Raw genomic sequence first — 23,600 nt, forward strand, 5'->3', positions numbered from 1 at the left:
GAAAACGGATGTTTCGACTTGCCCGGCTGCAGCGCCGACAGACCTGCCTAAAGGGCGCCCACCGCTTTGCCCGCCGCCTCGAACATGCCGAGCACGGTATCGATCTGCGCCGGCGTGTGTTCCGCGCAGAGCGAGCAGCGCAGCAGGTATGTGCCGGCCGGCGTCGCGGGCGGGCGGGCCATGTTGACGTACAGGCCACCATCCAGCAGCACCTGCCACATCGTCACCGCCTGTTCCTGATCCTCCAGGATCACCGCGATGATCGCGCTGTCCGGCGTCTCGGTGCCGAGCTTGAAGCCCAGCGCTTTGAGGCCACCGTGCAATTTGCGCGCATTATCCCACAGTTGCGCACGCTTCTTGGTCGCGATCATCAGCTTGCGGATCGAGGTCGCGGCGGTGGCGACTACCGAGGGCGGAAGTGACGCAGTGAAGATGTACGGGCGGCAGGCCAAGCGGATCGCCTCGAACTTCGGGTGGTTCGACACGCAGAACCCACCGACCGTGCCGACCGACTTTGAGAAGGTACCGACGACGAAATCAACATCCGCCTCGCACCCCTGATCCTCGTACACTCCGCGGCCGTTGGGGCCGTAAAACCCCATCGAATGCGCCTCGTCGCTCAACACCATCGCGCCGTGCTTCTTGGCGACCGCGACCATCTCCTTGAGCGGCGCGATATCGCCGAGCATCGAATAGACGCCTTCGAGGATCACGAGCTTGCCCGCCTCCTTGGGCAGGCGCCCGAGGCGCTTGTCGAGATCCGCCACGTCGTTGTGGCGGAAGCGGACGATCTCGGCATTGCCCTGCTTGCAACCGTCATAGATCGACGCGTGGCTGTCGGCGTCGAGGATGACGTATTCGCCCTTTCCGGCGAGCGTCGAGATCATGCCGAGATTGGCCATGTAGCCGGTCGAGAAGACGATCGCTCCGGACACGCCGTAGAAATCGCGCAGCGCCTGTTCGACCTCCATGTGATCGCGGAACGTGCCGTTGAGCATGCGGCTCCCGTTGGTGCCGGACCCGAACTGGTCGAGCGCATCCTTGCCGGCCTGGATCACGTCCGGATCGAACGTCATGCCCATGTAATTGTAGGTGCCGAGCAGGATCGTGTCGCGGCCCGCGATCACCGCCTCGGTCGGCGATTTCACCTGCTCCATCACGATCGCGAAGGGATCGGTCACGCCGGTGTCGATCAGCGCCTTGCGTTCGGCGATCAGCGCATCGAACTTCGACATGAGGTCGCGTTCCGGCGCGACGTCGGCCGGATCGGCGGGCAGTTTCTCGGTGGCAAGTCCGGCGTCGGTCATCCGCTCAACCCTTCAGCTTCGCCACCGCGTCGACCAGCTGGCCGACGGTTTCGATCTCTGCCTGCATGTTCATCGTGATAATGATGTCGAATTCGTCCTCGATCGCGGCGACGAAATCCATCACGGTCAGGCTGTCCCATTCCAGATTGCCCTGGAACGTGGTCGCGTCGGTCACCTCGACCTGTTTCTTGTTGAACGGTTCGATCTGCGCGGCGACGGTATCGAAGATGGCTTGGCGGTCGGTCATGCGAAGTCCTTATGCGGTCAGCACCGGCCTTGCCAAGGGATTGCGGCGGGAAGGGGGCGCGGTCAGCCGAGCAGGCCGTTCGCGCGATACCATTTGGCGGTGTCGGCCAGCCCGGCGCGGGTCGCGATTTCGGGCTGCCACAAGGCGGTATCGGGGCGATGCTTCGGGTCGCTGGTCCAGTCGGGGTGCGACATATAGCCGACGCGGTCCTGGGTCAGCTTGGCCCCCGTGCCGCGAACCGCCGCGTCGGCGCGTGCGGCAAGCGACAGCAGCGCCTTGGGGAGGGGCAGGGGCAACACGCTCCGCCCCACCGCCGCGCCGACGGCGCGGGCGAAATCGGTGTGGCTCCAGCCACCGGAAACGCCATCGTCGGGATCGAGGACCAGCCGCCCCGGATCGCGCTCGACCAACGCGATCAGCAGGCGCGCGAGATCATCGACATGGATCACCGACATCCTGCCCGGCGGCGGCAGCAGGGCGAGGCCCATCCGGGCGATGCGGAACACGTCGCGCAACTCCATGTCGCCAGGGCCATAGATGGCGGGCGGGCGGACGATGGTCCAGTCGAGCCTGGAGGCGCGGACCTCGGCCTCGGCAAGTTGCTTCGAGTGGCCATAATGCGAGAGTTTCGGCTCGCGCGCCGACAGTGACGAGACGTGGACGAAGCGTCGGACGCCCGTCACCTCGGCCGCCGCGATCATGTTCGCCGTCCCCCCGGCATTGCCGCGCAGGAAATCGGGCAGGGTGGGCGCGTTAACCACACCGGCGACGTGGATCGCGACGTCTGCGCCGTCGTTCAGGCGGGCGAGGCTGTCCGTGTCTTCCAGGCTCCCCTCGATCCAGGTCACGCCGTCCCGGGCAGGCTGCGCGCGGCGGGCCAGCGCGCGGACAGGGTAGTCGTGATCGCGGGCAAGCGCGATCAGGCGCTTGCCGACAAAGCCCGTGCCGCCGGTGATGGCGAGGGTTTTCATGCCTGGGTCCAACTCGAACGTCCGTTCGCCCTGAGCCTGAAGGGCACGCGCGGCGCTTGGGCTTCGACAGGCTCAGCCCGAACAGAGGCGGGGACTGTGTTAAAAGTTCTCACAACATCGCCATATGGTTACGGTGCACCAATGCCCCGCGTGGCGCGTACCCGAGGATCGCCGCCAGCGCATCGCTACGCTTGCCGGTGATCCGCACCGCATCCGCCGCGTCATATTCGGCCAGCCCCCGTGCCAGCGCAGCACCGTCCGGCCCGGCCACCACGATCAGGTCACCGCGCGCGAAGCTCCCTTCGATCCGAGTCGCGCCCGCCGCGAGCAGGCTCTTGCCCGCCCGCAATGCCGCCACCGCGCCGGCGTCGATATGCACCGTGCCCCGCGCCGTCAGTCCGCCCGCCAGCCACGCCTTGCGCGCCGGGGCCGATTTCTCCGCCACGAACAGGGTATGCCGCGCCTCGTCCGACGCCGACAGGATGAGGGGCCGATCGATCCGCCCGCTCGCGATCGCGAGATGCGCGCCCGCCGCATTGGCGATCCGTGCGGCGGCGATCTTCGACACCATCCCGCCCGAGCCCATGCCGGAAGCCGATCCGCGATCCGCCATCGCCTCCACGCGGCCATCGATGCGCTCGACCCGGGCGATATGTTCGGCGCCGGGCAGGGCCGGGTTGCGATCGTACAGCCCGTCCACGTCGCTCAGCAGCACCACGCCCTGCGCCCCCGCCGCCTGCGCCACGCGCGCCGCCAGCCGGTCGTTGTCGCCGAAGCGGATTTCCTCGGTCGCCACCGAATCGTTCTCGTTGAGCACCGGCACCACGCCCAGCCCGAGCAACCGGTCGAGCGTCGCAGCCGCGTTGAGATAGCGACGGCGATCCTCCAGATCGTCGAGCGTGACGAGGATCTGCGCCGCAGTCAGTCCTACCGCCCCCAGCGCCTCCGCCCAGACATGGGATAGGGCGATCTGACCGACCGCGGCGGCGGCCTGTGCGTCCTCGAGCGAGGCGCGGCCGCCCTTGGCCAGCCCGAGCCGCCGCGCCCCAAGCGCGATCGCTCCGGACGACACCACCGCGACCTGTTGCCCTGCCTCGGCCCGAACGGCTATATCGGCAGCGATCCCCTGCAACCACGCCCGCCGCACGCCGCCATCGGCCTCGACAAGCAGGGCCGACCCGATCTTGACAATCAGGCGCGGGCAGGTGGCGGGGGGAAAGAGCGACATGCCTGATGCGTTAGCGCGGGGAAGCGTCACCGCCAATGGCGACGGTGTCGATCAATCGCGCGCGAAGATCTCGTCATGCGGCAAGGTAAGATCGAGCGACGGCAGCGGCGCATCGACGGCTTCGTCGTACGCCACGTCGTTCCAGCCATGTGCTGTCGTGCGCTGCACAATGCGCAGCCGTTCTGCGGCGGTATCGATGAAGATGATTGTATCGACGCTGTCCAGCGCCTTGTACTCGTCCAGCTTGACGCGTAGGTCGGTTCGGGCTGTTCCGGCCGACAGAATTTCGACGATGACGCGCGGATCATTAAACGCCAACGCCTTGTCGTCTCCACTCCAATCGTGGCAAAAAACCGAAGCGTCTGGATAGCGAACGGACAGATCGTGGGTACGGGTTGCCATATCCGGCCCATAAGGCCGGCAACCACTTCCCCTCAGATTTTGCCGCAACCATGCAAGCACGTTAATCTGGACTTCGGCATGGCGGGCCGTCCCGCCGGCCATCATCCGTATCACGCCATTGTCGAGTTCGGCCTTGTGATCGCCGAAATCGATGTCGAGAAAATCCTCGGCTGTCAGCAGCGGATAGTCGGGGTGCGTCGCCATGTGCAGCCCATATCATACCACCGCAGCGCTTCAAACCGGCGACCAGGCAATCTCGTCCTCGCCTTCGTCATCGGCGCCGACCATGCCGCTCTTCGGCCCGATCGCTTCGAGCAGGCGGTCCAGCACCCAATCCACACCCGTGCCGGCGGCACCCGAGATCGGGATCACCTCCGCGCCGCTTTCCTCTTCCAGTTCGGCAGACAGCGCCGCGATCAACTCGTCGTCCAGCGTATCGATCTTGTTGAGCGCGACGACCACCGGCTTGTCGATCAGCCCGCCGCCATAGGCCGCGAGTTCGTCGCGAACGATGCGGTAACTTTCGGCAACGTCGGTGTCGTTCGCGTCGATCAGGTGCAGCAGCACGCGGCAGCGCTCGATATGGCCCAGGAAGCGGTCGCCGATGCCGGCCCCTTCCGATGCGCCCTCGATCAGGCCGGGAATGTCGGCGACGACGAATTCGTTATGCTTGTGGCGCACCACGCCCAATTGCGGGCGCGTGGTGGTGAAGGCGTATTCGCCCACCTTGGCCTGCGCATTGGTGACGGCGTTGATAAAGGTCGATTTGCCGGCATTGGGCAGCCCGACCAGACCAGCATCGGCGAGCAGCTTCAGTCGCAGCCAGACCCACATCTCCTCGTACGGCCAGCCGGTGCCGTGCTGGCGCGGGGTGCGGTTCGTGCTGGTCTTGTAGCTTGCGTTGCCGCGACCGCCGTCGCCGCCGCGCAGGAACACGACCCGCTCGCCGGCCTGCGTGAAATCGGCCAGCACCTCTTCCTTGTCTTCGCTCAACACCTGCGTGCCGATCGGTACCTGGATCACCAGATCCTCGCCGCCCGCGCCGGTCATGTTCGAGCCCGCACCGCCATGCCCGCGTGGCGCGCGGAAATGCTGAGTGTACCGGAAATCGATCAACGTGTTCAGGCCGGGCACCGCCACGAACACGATGTCGCCGCCCTTGCCACCGTTGCCGCCGTTCGGACCGCCATATTCGATGAACTTCTCGCGCCGGAAACTGACGGCTCCGGGGCCGCCCGCGCCCGATCGGACGAAGATCTTTGCTTGGTCTAGGAAATGCATGGCGAGTGCGTAGCGCTTTAGCGCAGCTAAAGCCACTCGGCACTCGCTCGGCCGGCCTCGCAAAAGCGAAAACAGACGACACGGCTTTGCCGCCGAACGAGGTGAAACGGCTACCCGGCCACCTCGGCATGCGACATCACCAGCGATTTCACCGCCAGTTCGCGCGCCGTCTCGCGCGGCAGCCCCAGCGCCTTCGCCATCGGCCCGCCGAGCAGCGCATCGCCGAGCGCGGTCAGCACCAACTGCAACGTCTCCTCGTGGATCGAGGGGCGTCCCGGTTCATGCCCCTCGGACAGGTCGTCGACCAGCCGGTGGATCGCTTCCAGGATCGGATCGAGCGCATCCTGATTGCCGTTGAGAATCATCCAGCTCGCCATCGCGCCCGCGCCGTGCGTGAAGGCGTCGAAGGTCATGTCGACCACCTCACGCGGATTGTGGTCGCTGGCCCGGGCACGCTTCGCCGCCTCGCCGATTTGCACCGTGATGGTATCCGCGAGGTGCGCGATCAGCGCCTTTTGCAGGTCTGCCGCCGAGCCGAAATGGTGCAGCAGATTGGCGTGCGTGCGCCCCATCCGCGCCGCGACCGCCTTCAACGTCACCGCCTGCGGGCCGACTTCGACCAGCAGCGCCCGTGCCGCCTCGATCGCGGTATCGCGGGACTCCTCGGGGGATAGACGGCGGCGAGTTGTTGACACTGTTGTAAGTAACCCCTATTTACAGTCGTGTAAGCTATATGTTGCTTCTTTGTGTTCGGAGGTTTTCATGGCGAAAGCAACTACTCCCGCCGATCTGACGATCACCCCGCGCGACCTGCGCTTCGGGCGCGGTTCCGATATCCGCCGCTGGTGGCTGAACGAAGATCCGATCGCGACGGCATTCTACAACGCCTTGTCGGTGACGTTCCCCAAGGGCGAAGGGTTCTTCGTCGATAGCGTCCGCAACTTTCGCGACGGCACGCCGCCACGCCTGCACGCCGAAATCCAGGCGTTCATCAAGCAGGAGGTGATCCACACGCGCGAGCACGTCGCGTTCAATCGCCATGTTACCGATCAGGGCTACGACACCGCCCCGCTGGAGCGTGATGTCGATCGCGCCCTCGCGCTGACCAAGGGCCGGCCGGCGATCGCCAGCCTGGCCGCGACGATGGCGCTGGAGCATTTCACCGCGATGCTGGCGCACCAGTTGATCGCCAATCCTAAGCATCTGGCCGGAGGCGATCCGCAGGCGGCGGCGCTGTGGCGCTGGCATGCGGCGGAGGAGATCGAGCATAAGGGCGTCGCATACGACACCTGGCTGCACGCCACGAAGGATTGGAGCCGGTGGAAACGCTGGAGGATCAAGTCGCTGGTGATGGTCGCCACGACGGTGAAATTCTTCCAGGGGCGGCGGCGCGGCATGATCGAATTGCTGCGCCAGGATGGGCTGACGGGGCCGAGGGTCTGGGCGCGGATGGCGTGGTACGCGTTCGGCAATCCGGGCATGGCGCGCAAGATCCTGGGCGCATGGCTCGCATTCTTTATGCCCGGTTTTCACCCGTGGAAGCATGACGACCGCGAACTGATCGGGCTGGCCGAGAGCGATTATGCGGCGGCGATATTGCCGACCGCGCAGAAGGCGAAGGCGGTGTTAGCCTGAAGTGGAAGAAGCCCCTCCCCATCGGGGAGGGGCCTTATCGGGTCAAGCCGCCATCAACTCCTCGCAGGCTGGTCGATCCTCCAGGTTGAGTTCCAGCTTCACGCACGGGACGTCATGGCCCCGCGCGCGGCAATATTGCTGCTCGGTACGACCGGTCGGCACGAAGCCGAGTTTGGCCAGAACCCGGCCCGAAGCCGGATTGTCGACATAATAGCCGGCGGACAGGCGCTTCAGGCCGAGGGCGTGGCGCGCGATCTGTACCGCCTGCCGCCCCGCTTCGGTGGCATAGCCGTGGCCCCAGGCATCGGGCGTGAGCCAATAACCCAGTTCATGCGCATCGCCTGCCGGGTGGATGCCGATGCACCCGATGATCCTCGGCATACCGTCCTCCAGCACGGTGATCAGCATCGCGACGTCGCGCGCGGTTGCCGGACGCGTCAGGAAATCGCGCGCATCGGCCGCGGTATAAGGCCAGGGCGCGTGTGAAATCTTCGTCACGACGCTTTCATGGCCGATCGCCCGTGCCAGGGCGGCGGCATCCTCCGGCCAACCGGGCCGCAACGTCAGTCTCTTCGTGCGAGCGAACATCATCTACTCTCCTCGTCGCGTCGTCGCTCAAGCACATCGATGTGACGGGCCGGCGACAGGGCAGGGGAGGGAGCAATAAAAAAGGGAGCCGGGGTGACCCGTCTCCCTTGTTCGGTCCTCTCGCGAGAACCCGGATCACCCTGGTGGGCAACCCGGCTGGTTACCCGATGTTACTCGGCGGCAATCGCCACCGGCATGTCGACCGAGCAGAACTTTCGGCCAAGCTTGCCTTGCTTGAACGACACGCGACCTTCGGTCAGCGCGAACAAGGTGTGATCCTTGCCGATGCCGACATTGGTGCCCGGATAGAATTTGGTGCCGCGCTGACGCACAAGAATGTTGCCCGGGACGACCGACTCGCCACCGAACTTCTTCACGCCAAGGCGACGACCGGCCGAATCGCGACCGTTGCGCGAAGAGCCGCCTGCTTTCTTATGTGCCATCTCGAACTACTCCTTACGCCTGAGCGGCCGGGGCTTCGGCGCCCGTCGCTTCGGTGGGGGCTGCGGCCTTCTTCGGTGCGGCCTTTTTCTTCTCTTCGCTGCCGATCGCAGTGATTTTCAGAATCGTGTGCTGCTGGCGATGGCCGTTCTTGCGGCGATAATTGTGCCGGCGCTTCTTCTTGAAGACGATGATCTTGTCGGCCTTCGCCTGGGCAATGATCTCGGCGGAGACCGTCAGGCCCTCTACCGACTTCAGCTCGGAGCCTTCGCCGGCGAGCAGAATGTCGCTGAACGAGATCGACGAACCTGCTTCACCGTCGAGCTTCTCGACGACGATCTTGTCTCCGGCGGCGACGCGGTATTGCTTGCCGCCTGTGCGCACGACTGCGAACATGGCCTTACATCACTTTCAAAATAACGAGCCCCACGTCGAGCAAGCCCGGCGCGGGAAAGAGGTGCCACCTATGCAACGGGGGCGAGGCTGTCAACCGATTCACGCCACTCGCCGGGCGCGAATTCGTCAATTCGTGCCGACATCAATGCCGGTGCTGCGGCCTCAGCGTGTAGCGACCGTCGGCATAATCGTTGAACAGGCCGGAGATCGCCGGATGATCGACCGGTTCGTCGGTATCGTCGGGGATCAGGTTCTGCTGGCTGACATAGGCGACATAGGTCGATTCCATATTCTCGGCGAGCAGATGGTAGAACGGCTGGTCCTTGCGCGGGCGCAGGTCGAGCGGGATAGCATCGTACCATTCCTCGCTATTGGCGAAGATCGGATCGACGTCGAAGATCACGCCGCGAAAGTCGAACATGCGGTGGCGCACGACCTCGCCGATGCCGAACCGCGCGGTGGCGACCGGCGGCAGCGGAATCTCGGTGGAGGCGGGCGTCATGGGGATGTGGGCACGGGACATGGACCCAATCTAATGCGCTTTCCGTGCGGCACAAGTTTTTGCGCTGTCCGCGCAGGGGGCCTGCGGAGGGTTGCAACGCTTCGGATAGTTCATTAGACGCCCGCCTTCATCGACCGATATCGCTCCACCGGGTTCCCGCGCGGATGGTATCTAATGACCTCGCGGAGAGGTGGCAGAGTGGTCGAATGTACCGCACTCGAAATGCGGCGTGCCCTCGCGGGTACCGTGGGTTCGAATCCCACCCTCTCCGCCACGGTATCGATTGAAGACCAGCGCCCGAAAGGCCCCGAGACGAATGGCTTACAAGGAACCGACCTTCCAGGATCGTGCGGCGCTCGCCGCGCAGGCGAAACAGAAGGCGATCGAGAAGCTGAAGGCGAAGCCGCCGGTCGATCCCGCCGTCGCCGCGGCCCGCGCCGCCGCGCGCGAAGCCAAGGAAGCCGCGATCGTCAAGAAGCGCGAGGAAAAGGCCGCGGCGATCGAACAGGCCCGTCTGGACAAGATCGCCAAGGCCGAAGCCGCCGCCGCCGCGATCGAGGCGGAGAAGCAGCGCCTGATCGATGCCGATATTGCCGCCAAGGCCGCGCGGGACGCCCGCTACGCCGCACGCAAGGCGAAGCGGTAGGTTCGTTTCCCCTCCCGTCCGGGGGGGCTTACGGCACGTTCCGCGCCAATTCCTCCAGAAACACCGCCGCCGTCCCGTCGGACGGCGCGCGCCAATCCCCACGCGGGCTCAGCGCCCCGCCGGCCGAAACCTTCGGTCCATTGGGAATGGCGGACCGCTTGAACTGGCTGGTCACGAAGAATCGCACCAGGAATTTCTCCAGCCAGCCCTTGATCGTCGCCAGATCATATTCGTGCCGGTTCGCCTTGGGGAAATCCTTCGGCCAGCGCCCGGCGTTCATATCGGACCAGACATGCCAGGCGAGGAACGCGATCTTCGACGGGGCGAGGCCGTGGCGAATCGTGTAATGCAGGAAGAAGTCGTTCAGCGCGTACGGCCCGATGCGGCTCTCCGTGCTCTGGATCGCGCCGTCCGCGCCGGGCGGTACCAGCTCGGGTGAGATTTCCGTGCCGAGGATCGCCTCCAGCACCGAATCGGTGTCGCGATCGAACTGGTCGGTCTGTACGCACCAGCGGATCAGGAACTGGATCAGCGTCTTGGGCACGCCCGCATTGACCGCATAATGGCTCATCTGGTCGCCGACGCCATAGGTGCACCAGCCAAGCGCGAGTTCCGATAGATCGCCGGTGCCGACCACGAGGCCGCCGCGCTGGTTGGCGAGGCGGAACAGGTAATCGGTGCGCAGCCCGGCCTGCACGTTCTCGAACGTCACGTCGTAATGCGGTTCGCCGTCCGCGAACGGGTGACCCATGTCGCCCAGCATCTGCCGCGCGGCCGGGCGGATGTCGATCTCGTCGCCGTCGACGCCCAGCGCGCGCATCAGTTTCCACGCATTGGCCTTCGTATCCTCGCCGGTCGCGAAGCCCGGCATGGTGAAGCCGAGGATGTCCGTACGCGGCCGGCCGAGCCGGTCCATGACCTTGGCCGCGACGATCAGCGCATGGGTCGAATCGAGTCCGCCAGATACGCCGATCACCAGCCGTTCGGCCTTCGCCGCCACGAAGCGCTTGAGCAGCCCCTCGACCTGGATATTGAACGCCTCGTAACAGTCGGCATCCAGCTTTTCTGCCGCATTGGGTACGAACGGGAAGCGGCGGATCGCGCGGAGCAGGCCGATATCCGCAAAGTCCGGCACGTGGTCGAAACTCACGCGCCGGAAACTCTTCTCGGGGTCGTCGGCGAGGCGCGCGGCGTCGTTGAACGTGCCGTTGCGCATCCGCTCCTGTTCGATCCGCTCCGCATCGACGTCGGCAAGCAGGATCTCCGGATCATGGCCGAAGCGATCCGACTCGGCGATCAGTTCGCCCAGTTCGTGGATCGTGCCCTGGCCGTCCCAGGCCAGGTCGGTCGTGCTCTCGCCCGGCCCGGCGGCGGAATAGACGTAAGCGCACATGCCCCGCGCACTCTGGGCGGCGGACAGCATCATGCGCTCGCGCGACTTGCCGATCGTCACGTTGGAGGCGGAGAGGTTGCAGCAGATCAGCGCCCCGGCCAGCGCGCCGAACGTCGAGGGCGGAATGGGCGCCCAATAATCTTCGCAGATCTCGGCGTGGAACACGAAATGCTCCAGGTCGCTCGCCGCGAAGATCAGGTCGGTGCCGAACGGCGCGGTCTGACCGGCGAGGGTGATCTGCGCGCCGGCCAGGTTGGCACCCGAGGCAAACCATCGCTTCTCGTAATATTCACGGTAATTGGGCAGGAACGTCTTCGGCACCACGCCAAGGATGCGGCCGCGCGCGATGACCACGCAGCAATTGTAGATCCGCCCGTTGCGCGGCAGTGCCGCCCCGACGAGCAACACCGGCTTCAGCTTGGCGCTGGCGGACACGACCGCGCCGATTGCGGCTTCGGTGGCGTGATGCTGCGCGGTCTGCAGGTGCAGATCGTCGATCGCGTAGGAGGTCAGGTTGAGTTCGGGGAAGACCAGCAGGTCCGCACTGGCCTTGTGCCCCTGCTTCGCCAGCGCGATGGTCGCGGCGGCGTTGGCCGCGGTATCGCCGACGCTGGCCCGCGGGGTGCACGCCCCCACGCGGATCAGGCCGTGGCTGTGGATCGAATGGAACGGGTGCGTCTTCGCCATGATTGCGGGTGTAGCGGCCAGCCGTTAGCAAGTCATCACGCCCCACCCAAGGAAACACACTCATGAAGATCAGCGCACGCAACCAGATTTCCGGCACGATCGTCTCCGTCACGCCGGGCGCGGTCAACGCGACGGTGAAGGTGGATATCGGCGGCGGCAACCTCGTCACGTCGAGCGTCACCAACGAAGCGATCGCCGATCTCGCGCTGGCCGACGGCGACGTGGTGACGATCATCGTCAAGGCCAGCGACGTGATGATCGGCAAATAACATGCGGATCGGCGCGCTGAAGCTGAAGGCGCAGGTCTATTGCGGCGACGAACTCGCGATGGGGCCGGGCAAGGCCGACCTGCTCGAGGCGATCGACCGCGACGGATCGATCTCGGCGGCGGGGCGGGCGCTCGGCATGAGTTATCGCCGCACATGGCTGCTGGTCGATGGCATGAACCGCTGCTGGAAGGATCGGCTGGTCGAAACCGTGGCCGGCGGCGGCGCGGGCCGGGGTGCCAGGCTGACCGTCATGGGGCGCGAGGTCTTGGCCGCCTATCGCGCGCTCGAGGGGCGCTTGCAGACGGCGGCGGATGGCGAGCCGATGGGGGAATTGCTGACCTTGCTGCGCGAGGCGCCTTTGCCTGCCTGAGCGCGGCCAACCTCACTCACCGTTCGTCCTGAGCTTGTCGAAGGACTGTCTTTCTGGTCCGGCGCTGACAAGAAGGCAGTGCTTCGACAGGCTCAGCACAGTCGGGATCTGGATTACCGCCCCCCACCCAATCGCGTCATCAGAATCGCCGCCCGCTTCGCCTGCCGCTTGATGCTCGCCAGATCCACTGTCTCGCCCGGCGCATGATCGCCCCGGCTTGCCGTGCCCAGCCCGATCAGCCCGTCTACATCCTTCGCCACGAACGAGATATCGCCCGCGCCCCGCCGCAACGGATCGAGCGGTGCCATTTCGGCCAGACCCAGATCGGCATTCACGCCGTTCAGTTTGGCCAGCAGAGCGCGGTTGCCCGCCGTCGGTGCCATCGCCGGATAGCCGCCTGATTCGAACACGATCTTCGCCCCCGTCCCCGGCGCATGCTTCGCGACGATCGCGCTCATCTTCGCCTTCACCCGCTCGGTCTGCTCTTCGGACAATGTGCGGAAATCGCCGCGCGCCAAAGCGGTGGAGGGGATGACGTTGCTCTTGCCCGTCGCGCTCGCCCGCACCCCGTCCGCATCCAGCGCGGCGGTCGCGCCACCGGCGACGATGCCGGTGTTGAAGGTCAGATTCGGCTCGGGCAATTCGGTGCGGAACGCGGCGAGAATGCGCACCAGCTCGTTGATCGCGCCATCGCCATAGGTCGCGTTGAAGATCAGGGAGGAATGGCCGGTCTTGCCGGTGGTGGTCAGCGCCCAGCTGTTCGAGGAGCGCCGGGCGATCGATCCCATGTCCTTGCCGTCCTCGACGAACAGCCCCTCGAAATCGAGCGCGGCATCGGCCCGCTTGCCCGCCGCGATCAGGTCGGCGCGGGCGATCGCGATGGGGTCGCCCGAATCCTCCTCGTCGCCGGTCAGCACGATCTCGAAATTGGCCGAGTCCAGCGTGCCCGCGGCCTTCATCGCGCGCAGCGCGGCGATCATTACCACCATTCCGCCCTTGTCGTCCCCCGCGCCTGGGCCTTCCGCCTGCTCGCCGGTGCGAACGAATTTCTGAAACGCCGAATCCTTCTCGAACACGGTATCGAGATGCCCGATCAGCAACAGCTGTTTCGCACCGGCCTTGCCCGCGCGGGTCGCGATGATGTGGCCGGCGCGGTGCGCCGTCGTCATCGGTTTCCACACCACGGTGAAACCCAGCGGCTCCAGCTCGGCCCGCACCATCTTGCCGACCGCATCGACCCCAGCGAAATTCATCGTGCCCGAATTCTGGTCGACCAGCTTTTGCAGCAGCGCGACCGAGCGTTCGTATTCGGCATCCACCGTCTTCGCCATCACGGTTTCGGGCGCGCTCAGCTTCGCCTGCGCCGGGGCGACGGCAAGCATCGCGGTCGTGGCGAGGAACAGGGACATCCGCATCGGCAGCCTCCGAAAAGGGAAGGATGGCGCGCCCGGAGGGAGTCGAACCCCCGACCGAGGAGGTAGAAGCTCCTTGCTCTATCCAACTGAGCTACGGGCGCGTCGCGGGACGCATTAGCGCGGATTGCGCGGGTGCGAAACCGGCTTCATAGTCTCGGTCGACGACAGGAAGGGGGACGCGCGATGCCGGCACCGATCAACGCGCGCGACCTGACCGGCGCGCAGCTGCGCTATTTCGATTTCGTGATGGCCGCGTTCGTTGCGATCATCCTGCTGTCGAACGTGATCGGCGCGGGGAAGGTGGCGCAGATCTGGCTGCCCGGCGTCGGTTACTGGCCGTTCGGCGCGGGCATATTGTTCTTCCCGATTTCCTACGTGATCGGCGACGTGCTGACCGAAGTGTATGGCTATGCCCGCGCGCGCCGCGTGATCTGGGCCGGATCGATCGCGGTGCTGTTCATGGCGTTCATGTCCTGGGTAGTCGTCGAACTTCCGCCCGCGCCCGATTGGGGCAACCAGGCGGCGTACGAGACGATCTTCGGCCAGGTGCCGCGCATCGTCTTCGCCTCGCTTTGCGCCTTCTGGGCCGGCGAGTTCGTCAATTCCTATGTGTTGGCGAAGATGAAGCTGTGGACCGGCGGCAAGCGCCTCTGGGCGCGCACGATCGGCTCGACGATCGCGGGGCAGGGGGTCGACAGCCTGATCTTCTACCCGCTCGCCTTCTGGGGCGCGCAGGGCTGGACCAACGCGCTGGTCCTGAAGATTCTCGTCACGCAATGGGCGTTGAAAGTCGGCTGGGAGGTATTGCTGACGCCGGTGACGTATCTCGTCGTCGGCTTCCTCAAGCGCCGCGAGGGGCTCGACGTGTTCGACGAAGGCACCGATTTCACACCCTTCCGGGCGCGCGTGTGAGCGCGCTGCAAACCGTCAAGCTCTGGCTGGTCCAGCATGTGCACCTCGCCAAGGATGCGCTGCACATCTATGTCGCGTTGGGCCTGTTCTTCGGCTCGGCCCTGCTGTTCGGTTGGCGTCTGCGCGGCTGGAGGCCTTGGCTCGTCGTGCTGGCGGCGGCGCTGATCGGCGAGGCCTGGGACATCCGCGATCGGCATATCGGGCACGTTCCGCAGAATTACGGCGCGAACCTGCACGACATCTGGAACACGCTTTTCTGGCCCAGCATCATCCTGTTGCTGGCGCGTCGGACGAAGATGTTCGGCGGGCGTTAGCGCGCTATTCACGATGCAGGATGACCCCATATCCGTTCGCCCTGAGCCAGTCGACGGGCGCGCTCGGGGCATGTGCTTCGACAAGCTCAGCACGAACGGTGGGAAGAGCTTGTCTAAGCCGCCACCAATCCCAGAAGTCCCTCGAACATCCCGCGTCCGTCCGTACCGCCATGCGCCGCCTCGATGCGGCGTTCCGGATGCGGCATCATGCCGAGCACGTTGCCCTGCGCGTTGAGCACGCCGGCGATGTTCCGCGCCGATCCATTGACCGGCCCGCCATAGCGGAACGCCACCCGGCCTTCGCCCTCCAGCCGGTCGAGCGTCGCATTGTCGGCGAAGTAGTTGCCGTCGTGATGCGCGACGGGAATCGAGATGGTCTGGCCCTGCGCGTAACGGCTGGTGAAGATGCTCTGCGCATTCTCCACCACCAACGGCACGTCGCGGCAGACGAAATCGATCCCGGCATTGCGCATCAGCGCGCCGGGCAGCAGGCCCGCCTCGGTCAGCACCTGAAAGCCGTTGCAGACGCCCAATACCGCGACGCCGCGCTCCGCCGCCGCCGACACCGCCTGCATGATCGGTGATCTGGCGGCCATCGCGCCGGAACGAAGGTAATCGCCATAGGAGAAGCCGCCCGGCACGCCGATCAGGTCGAGACCCTCGGGCAGTTCGCTGTCGCCGTGCCACACCATCGTCGGGGCCACGCCGCCGACCTCGCGGATCGCCACCGCGAGATCCCGGTCGCAATTCGAACCCGGAAAGACGATGACGGCCGCCTTCATGCCTTTTCCACCCGGTAATTCTCGATCACCGTGTTGGCGAGCAGCTTGCGGCACATTTCGTCGATGCTCGCATCGCTGGTGTCGTCGGCGACGTCGAGCTCGATCAGCTTACCCTGCCGCACGTCCTCGACGCCGGTAAAGCCCAGCCCGTCCAGCGCCTTGTGGATCGCCTTGCCCTGTGGGTCGAGGACGCCGGGCTTCAGCGTGACAATGATGCGCAGTTTCATGGCTTACTTGCCCTTGCTCTTGCGATGCTTTTCGAGATCGAGAACGGCATTGTCCGCGCCCTCGGGCAGCAGGCCGAGGCGGCGGGCGACCTCCTGATAGGCCTCCACTTCGCCGCCCAGGTCGCGGCGGAAGCGATCCTTGTCGAGCTTCTCGTTGGTCTGCATGTCCCACAGGCGGCAACCGTCCGGGCTGATCTCGTCGGCCAGGATGATCCGCGCGTAATCGTTGTCCCACAGCCGGCCGAATTCCAGCTTGAAGTCGATCAGGCGGATGCCGACCGCGGCGAACATGCCGCACAGGAAATCGTTCACGCGGATCGCCAGGTCCGCGATGTCGTGCATCTCCTCTTGGCTCGCCCAGCCGAACGCGGCGATATGTTCGTCGGTGATCATCGGATCGCCCAGCGCATCGTCCTTATAGTAATATTCGATGATCGTGCGCGGCAGCTGCGTGCCTTCCTCGATCCCGAGACGCGTGCTGAGCGATCCGGCGGCGACGTTGCGGATCACGACCTCGATCGGAATGATCTCGACCTGGCGGATCAACTGTTCGCGCATGTTGAGGCGGCGGATGAAATGCGTCGGCACGCCGATCAGCCCGAGCAGGGTGAAGACATGCTCGCTGATCCGGTTGTTCAGCACGCCCTTGCCGCTGATCGTGCCCTTTTTCTGCGCGTTGAAGGCGGTGGCATCGTCCTTGAAATATTGGATCAGCGTCCCCGGCTCCGGACCCTCGTACAGGATCTTGGCCTTGCCTTCGTAGATCTGGCGGCGGCGAGCCATGCGGCATTACCCCTTGAAAGAAGCGCCCCGGCCAAGCGGGATTCGCACGGCCGGGGCGGGATGAGGGGCGCTATATCGAAAGCGGGGGTGGGGCGCAATTACGAGGAAAGGTTCGTCGCCTCTTCGTTACGCCTGCGGGCGGGCAGCAGCGGTCGCACCCGCCGCCACAGCAGCCACAGCAACAACGCCACGATCGCAGGCGGCCCGAAAATGGCGATAAAACCGAGCAAAACCGCAAGCGTCGTCTGGGCGGAGGCGATCGCGGTATCGAGCGCACTCTTGAGCGGCGCGCTGGGATCGAAGCCGCGTACCGCATCACCCGATTGATAATCGAAGGTCATCGGCGTGGTGGCCAGCGAATCGTGCTGTTCGGCGGCGCTGACGTTGGTTTGTGCGATTCTGGTCGTGACGTCGCCCCGCTGGCGCTGCAACTCGGTGCGCTCGCTGGCTGGCAGATCCTTGCGTGCCAGCTGCGAATCGATGCGGCGAAGTTCCTCGGCAGCACCGGCCTTGCCCGTTTCCAGGCTCTTGATGGCAGCGCCGGCATCGGTGCCGGTGATCTCGGCATCGACCAGTCTGCCCTCCGCCGCCTCGATCGCGGCGATGCCAGTCTTGCCAAAGGCGCGGGCGAGCGCGGGATCGAGCTTGAACGCGAGCATCGCACGGATGTCGTTTTCGCCGACCAGTTGATAGCGCATGCCGGTAATACGGCAGCGGGCGATGCCAAGTTTTTCGCACGCGGCGGCATGCGTTTCCTGTGCCGCGGCGATGCGCGCCGGGGGCAGGCGGAAGGCGTAACTATAAGCAAATGCGACACCGGGTGCGGCGGTTACGTTTACGCCAGGGGCGGCGCTATCAGCCGCGACGTCCGGGTTCGCGCGCTCATGTTCGGGCGCGCGACTACAGGCACCGAGAAACAGGAAAACCGCAAGCCAAGCGATCCGCATCATACACCTCCTTATACTCTATCTCATAAGTAGGATATGATGAGCCGTTCTATTTCAGCGGTCAACCGTGTCGGCTTTAAGGTCTCAAAGCAGTCGCAATCAGCCGCTTCGCTTCCGACCATGCTGCGCTTTCTGGTACGATCAGTTCGACATGGCCGGTGTCGGGAATGACGTGCAGCGCCACTCGGTCGCCGGCCTTCTTTGCCTGCGCCTCGTACCCGGTGCCGAGGCGGATCGGGATGATGCGGTCCTTGTCGCCGTTGATCAGGTCCTGCGGTACGTGGAGCGGCAGCAGGCGGGGGACGGAGGTGTCGGAATAGACGTCCTTGCGCGTTGCGGAAGGGCTGCCGACCAACTGGCCGACCACCTCGACGCCGCAACCATTGTCCGGGCTGGCCGCCGTCGCTTCCAGATCGGGCAGGCCGCCGAGACTGACGACATGGGCGATCCTGATCGGCCTGGCGCTGGAGAGCGGACTGGTCTCGGGCAGCTTTCCGCGACCGGCGAGCCACAGCGCGAGATGCCCGCCCGCCGAATGGCCGACCGCGACGATCCGCCGCGTATCCAGATGATATTTCGCGGCGTTCGCGCGCAATGCGTCCGCCGCCTTGGCCGCGTCGAGGAAGGTGCCGGGATAGCCGCCGCCGGCCCGGTCCACGCCGCGATAATCGATGTTCCATACGGCGATGCCGCTCTTGCGCAGGTCGTCGGCGATCCAGTTCATCAGGCTGCGATCGGCGATGCTGGTCGTCCAGCATCCGCCATGAACCATCAGCACGGTGGGGAACGTGCCACGATGCTTCGGCTTGCCGGCCGGCAGCCAGAGATCGACTTTCTGCATAGTGTCGTCGCCATAGGCGATCGTCGCGTCCGGTCTGGGCTGGTCGCGCTTGGTCAGGTCGGGCCAGGTCAGCAGCTTGGGGGTGTCGGCGGGCAAGCTCATGGCGGGAACCGGCATCAGGAGGGCGAGGATGGGCAGGGCAAAGCGCATGCGAGCGAGCCTAAGGCGGATGCGCGCCGGGCGAAAGCCGAACCGTCATGCGTGATCCTTAATGCTAATTTATCCCGGTTCGGCCTAGATCACCGCTCACGGCCGCGCGCAGGAATGAACGACGTTGAAGATCCTGGTTCTTTCCAGTCTCTACCCGAACGAGGTGCAGCCGCGGCACGGCATCTTCATCGAACACCGCGTCGCGCATCTCGCACGCGCCGGTGACGAGATCCGCGTCCTAGCCCCGGTGCCGTGGTTCCCGAGCAGCAATCCCAGATTCGGCCAATATGCGAAGCTGGCGCGCGTGCCCGGACAGGCCGATCGGCGTGGGGTGCGGGTCGAGTATCCGCGCTATCCGGTGATCCCGAAGGTGGGCATGACGCTGGCGCCGTTCCTGATGGCCGCCGCGCTCTATCGCCACATCGCCAGGCTGCGCCGCAACTTTGAGTTCGATGTGATCGATTCCTATTATCTCTATCCGGACGGCGTGGCGGCGGCGCTGCTCGCAAAATGGTTCGACGTGCCGTTGGCGATGACCGCGCTGGGCAGCGACGTGACGCAGATTCCCGAATCCGCCCCGGCGCGCCGCATGATCCTGTCCGCTGCGTCGAAGGCTGCGGCGGTAACGACGGTGGCGGGTGCGCTTCGCGACGAACTGGTGACGATCGGTGCGCGACCGGACAATATCCGCGTCGTGTTGCACGGCGTCGATCTCGACCTGTTCAGCCCGCCCACCGATCGGCAGGCGCTGCGCGAAAAGCTCGGCATGACGGCACCGACGGTGCTGTGCGTCGGCTATCTGGTCGACAACAAGGGCATCGATCTCGCGATCCGCGCCATCGCCCGCCTGTCCGGCGTGTGGCTGATGATCGCCGGCACCGGGCCGTGCGAGATCGCACTCAAGGCGCTCGCCGAATCGCTGGGGGTGCGCGACCGGATCGATTTCCTCGGCCATGTCGATCAGGATTCGCTGCCCGAACTCTACGGCGCGGCGGACGTGGTCGCGAACTGTTCTGCGCGCGAGGGGATTTCCAACGTGCTGCTCGAGGCGATGGCCTGCGGTACGCCATTGGTCGCCACGCCGGTCTGGGGTTCGCCCGAAGTGGTCAGCCGTGCGGAGGCGGGGGTGCTGACCGCCGATCGCTCCGACGAGGCCATCGCGCACGGCATCGCGCAACTGATCGCCAGCCCGCCCGATCGCGCGAAGACAAGGGCTTATGCGGAAACCTTCAACTGGCGCGATACCGGGCGGCAGCATCATGCGCTGCTGACCGCCGCGGTGGCCGGATATCGCGCGCGGCGCGATTAGCGCGGGCAGTTCTGGTGTCGGCGCTGGTCGTGCCGCCAGGGGGCGTCCCACTGATTGGCATTGAGCCAAGCGAGGCCCTTGGCCATCGACGCGAAGGCCTTATGGATATCGCCGGTGATCGAGCGGTGTCCACTGGCCCAGTCGGCGCTCAGGAAATCGTCACGCATCTCGTGTCTCCTTCTTGCCGGACCGTCCCGGCCATCCGGATATGCGCGTCGGCCCGGACCGGCGCCAACAAATCGTTGGACACGATCGACAAGCTGGCCTTATCAATCGCGCATGCGCCGCCTGCCGCCCATGTCCGCCGTTCGAGTCTTCGAAGCGGCGGCGCGGCACGAGAATTTCACCGTTGCCGCGGTCGAGCTCGGCATGACGCAGGCGGCGGTCAGCTATCAGATCAAGGTGCTGGAGGAACGGCTGGGCGTGCCGCTGTTCCGGCGCGAGCGGAAGCGCGTGGTGCTCACCGATGCCGGTCGCCGCGCCAGCGGGCAGGTGTCGCGAGCCTTCGATGCGCTGGACGCCGCGTTCGGCGCGATCCGAGCCGAGGATGCGTCGCTGCTGACGGTTTCCACCTCGAAAACATTCGCCAATACGTGGTTCGCTTGGCGGCTAGGCGGGTTCCAGATGGCGCATCCCGACATGGCGGTGCGGCTGCACACCAGCGACGCGATGACCGATTTCGCCTCCGACGAGGTGGATTGCGCGGTACGATCGGGGCTCGGCGGGTGGAGCGACCTGGCGCACGATCTGCTGTTCGAGATCGATTTCACCCCGATGTGCAGCCCGGAATTCCTCGCCCGGCATGGCGGCGCGCTGCGGCCGGAGGATCTGCCCGATTTGCCATTGATCAGCCCGCACGATCCGTGGTGGCCGGTCTGGCTGAGCGAAGCGGGCGTCGCGGCACCGGAGGGGCCGCCCAAGCCCGGCGTCCGCCTCGATAGCCAGGCGCATGAGGGTTACGCCGCGACGGCGGGGCAAGGGGTCGCATTGTTGACGCCGTTTTTCTGGCGCAACGATCTCGCCGACGGCAAGCTGGTGCGCCTGTTCCCGCAAGTGTCGACGCGCGGCTATGCCTATTGGCTGGTCTATCCCGAGCATCGCCGAACGGTGCCCAAGATCCGCCAGTTCCGCGATTGGTTGCTGGCGGAGATCGCACGCGACATCGCCGACACCATGGCGCGCGCGTAAACGCGCTGCTAATCGAGACGATATGCCGACAGACGTCAAAGACCCGGAAGATCCCTTCAACGCGATTGTGGATGCGCCCTTCGACAGTGCGCTCAGCGACCGGTATCTCGTCTATGCACTGTCCACGATCACCGCCCGGTCGCTGCCCGATGTGCGCGACGGGCTGAAACCGGTGCATCGCCGCCTGTTATGGGCGATGCGGTTGCTGAAGCTCGATCCGTCGCAGGGTTACAAGAAATGCGCCCGCGTCGTCGGCGACGTGATCGGCAAATACCATCCGCATGGCGATCAGTCCGTCTACGACGCGATGGTCCGCCTCGCCCAATCGTTCGCGATGCGCTATCCCTTGGTCGACGGGCAAGGCAACTTTGGCAACATCGACGGCGATAACGCCGCCGCTTATCGCTACACCGAAGCGCGGCTGACCCAGGTCGCGATCGACATGATGGACGGCCTCGACGAGGACGCCGTCGATTACCGCCCGACCTACAATAATGAGGATCACGAGCCGGAACTGTTCCCCGGCCTGTTCCCGAACCTGCTCGCCAACGGCGCGGCGGGCATCGCGGTCGGCATGGCGACCAGCATTCCGCCGCACAACGCCGCCGAACTGTTCGACGCCGCGATCCTGCTGATCGACCAGCCCGACGCCAGCGACGCGCAGATGCTGGAGCATGTGAAGGGCCCGGACTTCCCCACCGGCGGCCTGGTTGTGGACAGCCCCAACGCGATCGCCGAGGCGTATGCCACCGGGCGCGGCGGCTTCCGGGTGCGCGCGCGCTGGTCGGTCGAGAGGGAGAAGGGCGGCGGCTGGAATGCGGTCATCACCGAAATTCCGTACGGCATACAGAAAGGCAAGCTGATCGAGCAGATCGCCGGGCTGATCAACGACAAGAAACTCCCGATCCTGGCCGATGTGCGCGACGAATCCGACAGCGCGATCCGCATCGTCATCGAACCGCGCAGTCGCACGGTCGATGCCGACATGCTGATGGAAAGCCTGTTCCGGATGAGCGATCTGGAAAACCGGGTCAGCCTCAACCTCAACGTGCTCGACAAGACGCGCACGCCGCGCGTGATGAGCCTGCGGGAGGCGCTGAAGGGCTGGGTCGATCACCAATTTGTCGTACTGCAGCGGCGTTCGCAATACCGGCTTGATAAGATCGCCGATCGGGTCGAACTGCTCGACGGTTACCTGATAGCCTATCTCAACCTCGATCGCGTGATCGAGATCATCCGCACCGAGGACGAGCCGAAGCCGATCATGATCGCCGAATTCGGCCTCACCGATCGCCAGGCGGAAGCGATCCTCGACATGCGCCTGCGCCGCCTGCGCAAGCTGGAGGAAATGCAGATCCGCAAGGAGCGCGACGGGCTAGAGGCGGAAAAGTCCACGCTCGAGGCGCTGCTCGGCAGCGACGCGCGACAGCGCACGCGGCTGAAGCGCGATATGGCCAAGCTGCGCGAGCGCTACGGGCCGGAAACCCCGCTCGGCAAGCGCCGCACCACGGTGTCCGAAGCGGCGCCGGCACGCGAGATCCCGCTGGAACTGATGATCGAGCGCGAGCCGATCACCGTGATCCTGTCCGAACGCGGCTGGATCCGCGCGATGAAGGGGCATGCCGATGACGCCGCGATCGCCGCACTGAAGTTCAAGGAGGGCGATGGGCCGGCCTTCGCCTTTTCGGCTCAGACCACCGACAAGATCCTGCTCGCGGCGGAAAACGGGCGTTTCTACACGCTGGCGGCCGACCGCTTGCCCGGCGGACGCGGGTTCGGCGAGCCCGTCCGACTGATGATCGATCTCGACGGGGAGGTCGGCATCGTCGCCTTGCTGCCGGCCAGCCGTGCCAAAAAGCTGCTGGTCGCCGCAAGCGACGGGCGCGGATTCGTCGTGCAGACCGCTGACACGATCGCCGAAACGCGCAAGGGCAAGACGGTCGTCACGCCACGCATCGGTGCCAAGCTCAAGATCGTGAAACCGGTCGATCCGGCGGCGGATTACGTCGCGGCGATCGGCGACAATCGCCGCCTGCTCGTTTTCCCGCTGACCGAACTGGCCGAACTGTCGAAGGGGCAGGGGGTGCAGTTGCAGCGCTATGGCGACGGCGGATTGTCCGACGCGATCACGTTCGTGTTCGCGAACGGTCTCAGCTGGGCGATGGGCGGCGAAACCGGCCGCACCCGGACCGAAACCGACCTGACACAATGGCGCGCGGCGCGCGGTGCCGCCGGCCGGATGCCGCCGACCGGTTTCCCGCGCGACAACAAATTCTGAGCGCGAACATTTCGTAACGATAGCGAAATAATCCCGGCTTCAGCGTACTTTAACCAAATCGCGCTACCGCTCGTCCGTAATGGTCGCGACA

General features: G+C 65.4%; 28 protein-coding genes and 2 tRNA genes. 10 read left to right on the forward strand and 20 right to left on the reverse strand.

All coding sequences use genetic code 11. The annotated features are described in order from the left end of the window. Positions 1-47: 47 nt before the first annotated feature. The 7 genes from spt to ASG11_RS09240 form a co-directional block, all read right to left on the reverse strand. Complete coding sequence (gene spt / locus ASG11_RS09210; RefSeq protein WP_055778077.1) at positions 48-1,307, reverse strand: serine palmitoyltransferase; 1,260 nt, start codon at positions 1,305-1,307, stop codon at positions 48-50. Between the two features lie 4 nt (positions 1,308-1,311). After that, positions 1,312-1,554: an acyl carrier protein gene (locus tag ASG11_RS09215; RefSeq protein ID WP_055778080.1), complete on the reverse strand. Its 243-nt coding sequence runs from the start codon at positions 1,552-1,554 to the stop codon at positions 1,312-1,314. A 62-nt stretch (positions 1,555-1,616) separates the two neighbouring features. Next, entirely contained in the window at positions 1,617-2,525 is a 909-nt protein-coding gene (locus ASG11_RS09220; protein ID WP_055778082.1) for an NAD-dependent epimerase/dehydratase family protein, read from the reverse strand. 109 nt (positions 2,526-2,634) lie between these two features. Further along, entirely contained in the window at positions 2,635-3,753 is a 1,119-nt protein-coding gene (gene proB, locus ASG11_RS09225) for a glutamate 5-kinase (protein ID WP_055778085.1), read from the reverse strand. 51 nt (positions 3,754-3,804) lie between these two features. Further along, positions 3,805-4,359 carry a Uma2 family endonuclease gene (locus ASG11_RS09230; protein WP_055778088.1) on the reverse strand — a complete coding sequence of 185 codons (555 nt, stop codon included), beginning with the start codon at positions 4,357-4,359 and terminating at the stop codon, positions 3,805-3,807. A 30-nt stretch (positions 4,360-4,389) separates the two neighbouring features. Beyond that, the gene (gene obgE, locus ASG11_RS09235) at positions 4,390-5,436 is read right to left on the reverse strand and encodes a GTPase ObgE (protein WP_055778091.1); all 1,047 of its coding nucleotides are present in this window, start codon (positions 5,434-5,436) and stop codon (positions 4,390-4,392) included. Between the two features lie 110 nt (positions 5,437-5,546). Continuing rightward, complete coding sequence (locus tag ASG11_RS09240; protein ID WP_055778092.1) at positions 5,547-6,131, reverse strand: TetR/AcrR family transcriptional regulator; 585 nt, start codon at positions 6,129-6,131, stop codon at positions 5,547-5,549. A gap of 67 nt (positions 6,132-6,198) precedes the next feature. Here ASG11_RS09240 and ASG11_RS09245 point away from each other — a divergent pair, with 67 nt between their 5' ends. Next, on the forward strand, positions 6,199-7,071 hold the full coding sequence (locus ASG11_RS09245) for a metal-dependent hydrolase (protein WP_055778095.1): 873 nt from the start codon (positions 6,199-6,201) through the stop codon (positions 7,069-7,071). A 42-nt stretch (positions 7,072-7,113) separates the two neighbouring features. Here ASG11_RS09245 and ASG11_RS09250 read toward each other — a convergent pair whose 3' ends face one another. From ASG11_RS09250 to hspQ, 4 genes are all read right to left on the reverse strand, one after another. Beyond that, entirely contained in the window at positions 7,114-7,662 is a 549-nt protein-coding gene (locus ASG11_RS09250) for a GNAT family N-acetyltransferase (protein WP_330218895.1), read from the reverse strand. A gap of 167 nt (positions 7,663-7,829) precedes the next feature. Further along, complete coding sequence (rpmA, locus tag ASG11_RS09255; RefSeq protein ID WP_055778098.1) at positions 7,830-8,102, reverse strand: 50S ribosomal protein L27; 273 nt, start codon at positions 8,100-8,102, stop codon at positions 7,830-7,832. 13 nt (positions 8,103-8,115) lie between these two features. Next, positions 8,116-8,496 (reverse strand): 50S ribosomal protein L21, encoded by a 381-nt coding sequence (rplU, locus tag ASG11_RS09260; protein WP_055778101.1) that lies wholly within the window; start codon positions 8,494-8,496, stop codon positions 8,116-8,118. A gap of 142 nt (positions 8,497-8,638) precedes the next feature. Next, positions 8,639-9,019, reverse strand: a complete 381-nt coding sequence (hspQ, locus tag ASG11_RS09265) for a heat shock protein HspQ (protein ID WP_055778104.1) — start codon at positions 9,017-9,019, stop codon at positions 8,639-8,641. Positions 9,020-9,182: 163 nt separating this feature from the next. Between hspQ and ASG11_RS09270 the strand changes: the two genes are divergently transcribed. Together ASG11_RS09270 and ASG11_RS09275 are read left to right on the forward strand one after the other, a co-directional pair. Continuing rightward, a tRNA-Ser gene (locus tag ASG11_RS09270) sits at positions 9,183-9,272 on the forward strand. Between the two features lie 42 nt (positions 9,273-9,314). Then, positions 9,315-9,644 carry a DUF6481 family protein gene (locus tag ASG11_RS09275; protein ID WP_055778107.1) on the forward strand — a complete coding sequence of 110 codons (330 nt, stop codon included), beginning with the start codon at positions 9,315-9,317 and terminating at the stop codon, positions 9,642-9,644. 28 nt (positions 9,645-9,672) lie between these two features. Here the strand turns inward: ASG11_RS09275 and ASG11_RS09280 are convergent, their stop codons facing one another. Further along, positions 9,673-11,724, reverse strand: a complete 2,052-nt coding sequence (locus ASG11_RS09280; RefSeq protein ID WP_055778111.1) for an NAD(+) synthase — start codon at positions 11,722-11,724, stop codon at positions 9,673-9,675. Between the two features lie 62 nt (positions 11,725-11,786). Here ASG11_RS09280 and ASG11_RS09285 point away from each other — a divergent pair, with 62 nt between their 5' ends. Together ASG11_RS09285 and ASG11_RS09290 are read left to right on the forward strand one after the other, a co-directional pair. After that, complete coding sequence (locus ASG11_RS09285; protein WP_055778114.1) at positions 11,787-11,993, forward strand: TOBE domain-containing protein; 207 nt, start codon at positions 11,787-11,789, stop codon at positions 11,991-11,993. 1 nt (position 11,994) lies between these two features. Beyond that, the gene (locus tag ASG11_RS09290; RefSeq protein ID WP_055778118.1) at positions 11,995-12,363 is read left to right on the forward strand and encodes a winged helix-turn-helix domain-containing protein; all 369 of its coding nucleotides are present in this window, start codon (positions 11,995-11,997) and stop codon (positions 12,361-12,363) included. A gap of 113 nt (positions 12,364-12,476) precedes the next feature. On the opposite strand, the gene ASG11_RS09295 is transcribed toward ASG11_RS09290, so the two are convergent. Together ASG11_RS09295 and ASG11_RS09300 are read right to left on the reverse strand one after the other, a co-directional pair. Continuing rightward, positions 12,477-13,778, reverse strand: a complete 1,302-nt coding sequence (locus tag ASG11_RS09295; RefSeq protein WP_055778121.1) for a M20/M25/M40 family metallo-hydrolase — start codon at positions 13,776-13,778, stop codon at positions 12,477-12,479. Between the two features lie 24 nt (positions 13,779-13,802). After that, positions 13,803-13,879 (reverse strand) — tRNA-Arg (locus tag ASG11_RS09300). Between the two features lie 82 nt (positions 13,880-13,961). Here ASG11_RS09300 and ASG11_RS09305 point away from each other — a divergent pair. Next, positions 13,962-14,690, forward strand: coding sequence for a queuosine precursor transporter (locus ASG11_RS09305; protein WP_055778124.1), 729 nt, complete (start codon positions 13,962-13,964; stop codon positions 14,688-14,690). Next, entirely contained in the window at positions 14,687-15,004 is a 318-nt protein-coding gene (locus ASG11_RS09310; RefSeq protein ID WP_055778127.1) for a hypothetical protein, read from the forward strand. The genes ASG11_RS09305 and ASG11_RS09310 overlap by 4 nt, the downstream gene beginning before the upstream one ends. Before the next feature lie 113 nt (positions 15,005-15,117). On the opposite strand, the gene purQ is transcribed toward ASG11_RS09310, so the two are convergent. The 5 genes from purQ to ASG11_RS09335 form a co-directional block, all read right to left on the reverse strand. Continuing rightward, positions 15,118-15,786, reverse strand: coding sequence for a phosphoribosylformylglycinamidine synthase subunit PurQ (purQ, locus tag ASG11_RS09315; protein WP_055778130.1), 669 nt, complete (start codon positions 15,784-15,786; stop codon positions 15,118-15,120). After that, positions 15,783-16,013, reverse strand: a complete 231-nt coding sequence (gene purS, locus ASG11_RS09320) for a phosphoribosylformylglycinamidine synthase subunit PurS (RefSeq protein WP_055778134.1) — start codon at positions 16,011-16,013, stop codon at positions 15,783-15,785. The genes purQ and purS overlap by 4 nt, the downstream gene beginning before the upstream one ends. Positions 16,014-16,016: 3 nt before the next feature. Beyond that, positions 16,017-16,796, reverse strand: coding sequence for a phosphoribosylaminoimidazolesuccinocarboxamide synthase (purC, locus tag ASG11_RS09325; RefSeq protein WP_055778137.1), 780 nt, complete (start codon positions 16,794-16,796; stop codon positions 16,017-16,019). Positions 16,797-16,894: 98 nt separating this feature from the next. Beyond that, on the reverse strand, positions 16,895-17,743 hold the full coding sequence (locus tag ASG11_RS09330; RefSeq protein WP_156363711.1) for a hypothetical protein: 849 nt from the start codon (positions 17,741-17,743) through the stop codon (positions 16,895-16,897). Positions 17,744-17,819: 76 nt separating this feature from the next. Further along, positions 17,820-18,734, reverse strand: a complete 915-nt coding sequence (locus ASG11_RS09335; protein WP_236697439.1) for an alpha/beta hydrolase — start codon at positions 18,732-18,734, stop codon at positions 17,820-17,822. 124 nt (positions 18,735-18,858) lie between these two features. Between ASG11_RS09335 and ASG11_RS09340 the strand changes: the two genes are divergently transcribed. After that, positions 18,859-20,043 (forward strand): glycosyltransferase, encoded by a 1,185-nt coding sequence (locus tag ASG11_RS09340; protein ID WP_055778143.1) that lies wholly within the window; start codon positions 18,859-18,861, stop codon positions 20,041-20,043. Here ASG11_RS09340 and ASG11_RS18710 read toward each other — a convergent pair. Continuing rightward, positions 20,040-20,210: a hypothetical protein gene (locus ASG11_RS18710; RefSeq protein WP_156363712.1), complete on the reverse strand. Its 171-nt coding sequence runs from the start codon at positions 20,208-20,210 to the stop codon at positions 20,040-20,042. The two genes, ASG11_RS09340 and ASG11_RS18710, sit on opposite strands and share 4 nt — an antisense overlap. 130 nt (positions 20,211-20,340) lie before the next feature. Between ASG11_RS18710 and ASG11_RS09345 the strand changes: the two genes are divergently transcribed. Both ASG11_RS09345 and parC read left to right on the forward strand, forming a co-directional pair. Next, the gene (locus ASG11_RS09345; RefSeq protein ID WP_236697440.1) at positions 20,341-21,231 is read left to right on the forward strand and encodes a LysR substrate-binding domain-containing protein; all 891 of its coding nucleotides are present in this window, start codon (positions 20,341-20,343) and stop codon (positions 21,229-21,231) included. A 22-nt stretch (positions 21,232-21,253) separates the two neighbouring features. Further along, on the forward strand, positions 21,254-23,509 hold the full coding sequence (gene parC / locus ASG11_RS09350) for a DNA topoisomerase IV subunit A (RefSeq protein ID WP_055778149.1): 2,256 nt from the start codon (positions 21,254-21,256) through the stop codon (positions 23,507-23,509). Positions 23,510-23,600: the final 91 nt, after the last annotated feature.

Origin of the sequence: Sphingomonas sp. Leaf357 (assembly GCF_001423845.1) — a bacterium.
GTDB lineage: Bacteria > Pseudomonadota > Alphaproteobacteria > Sphingomonadales > Sphingomonadaceae > Sphingomonas.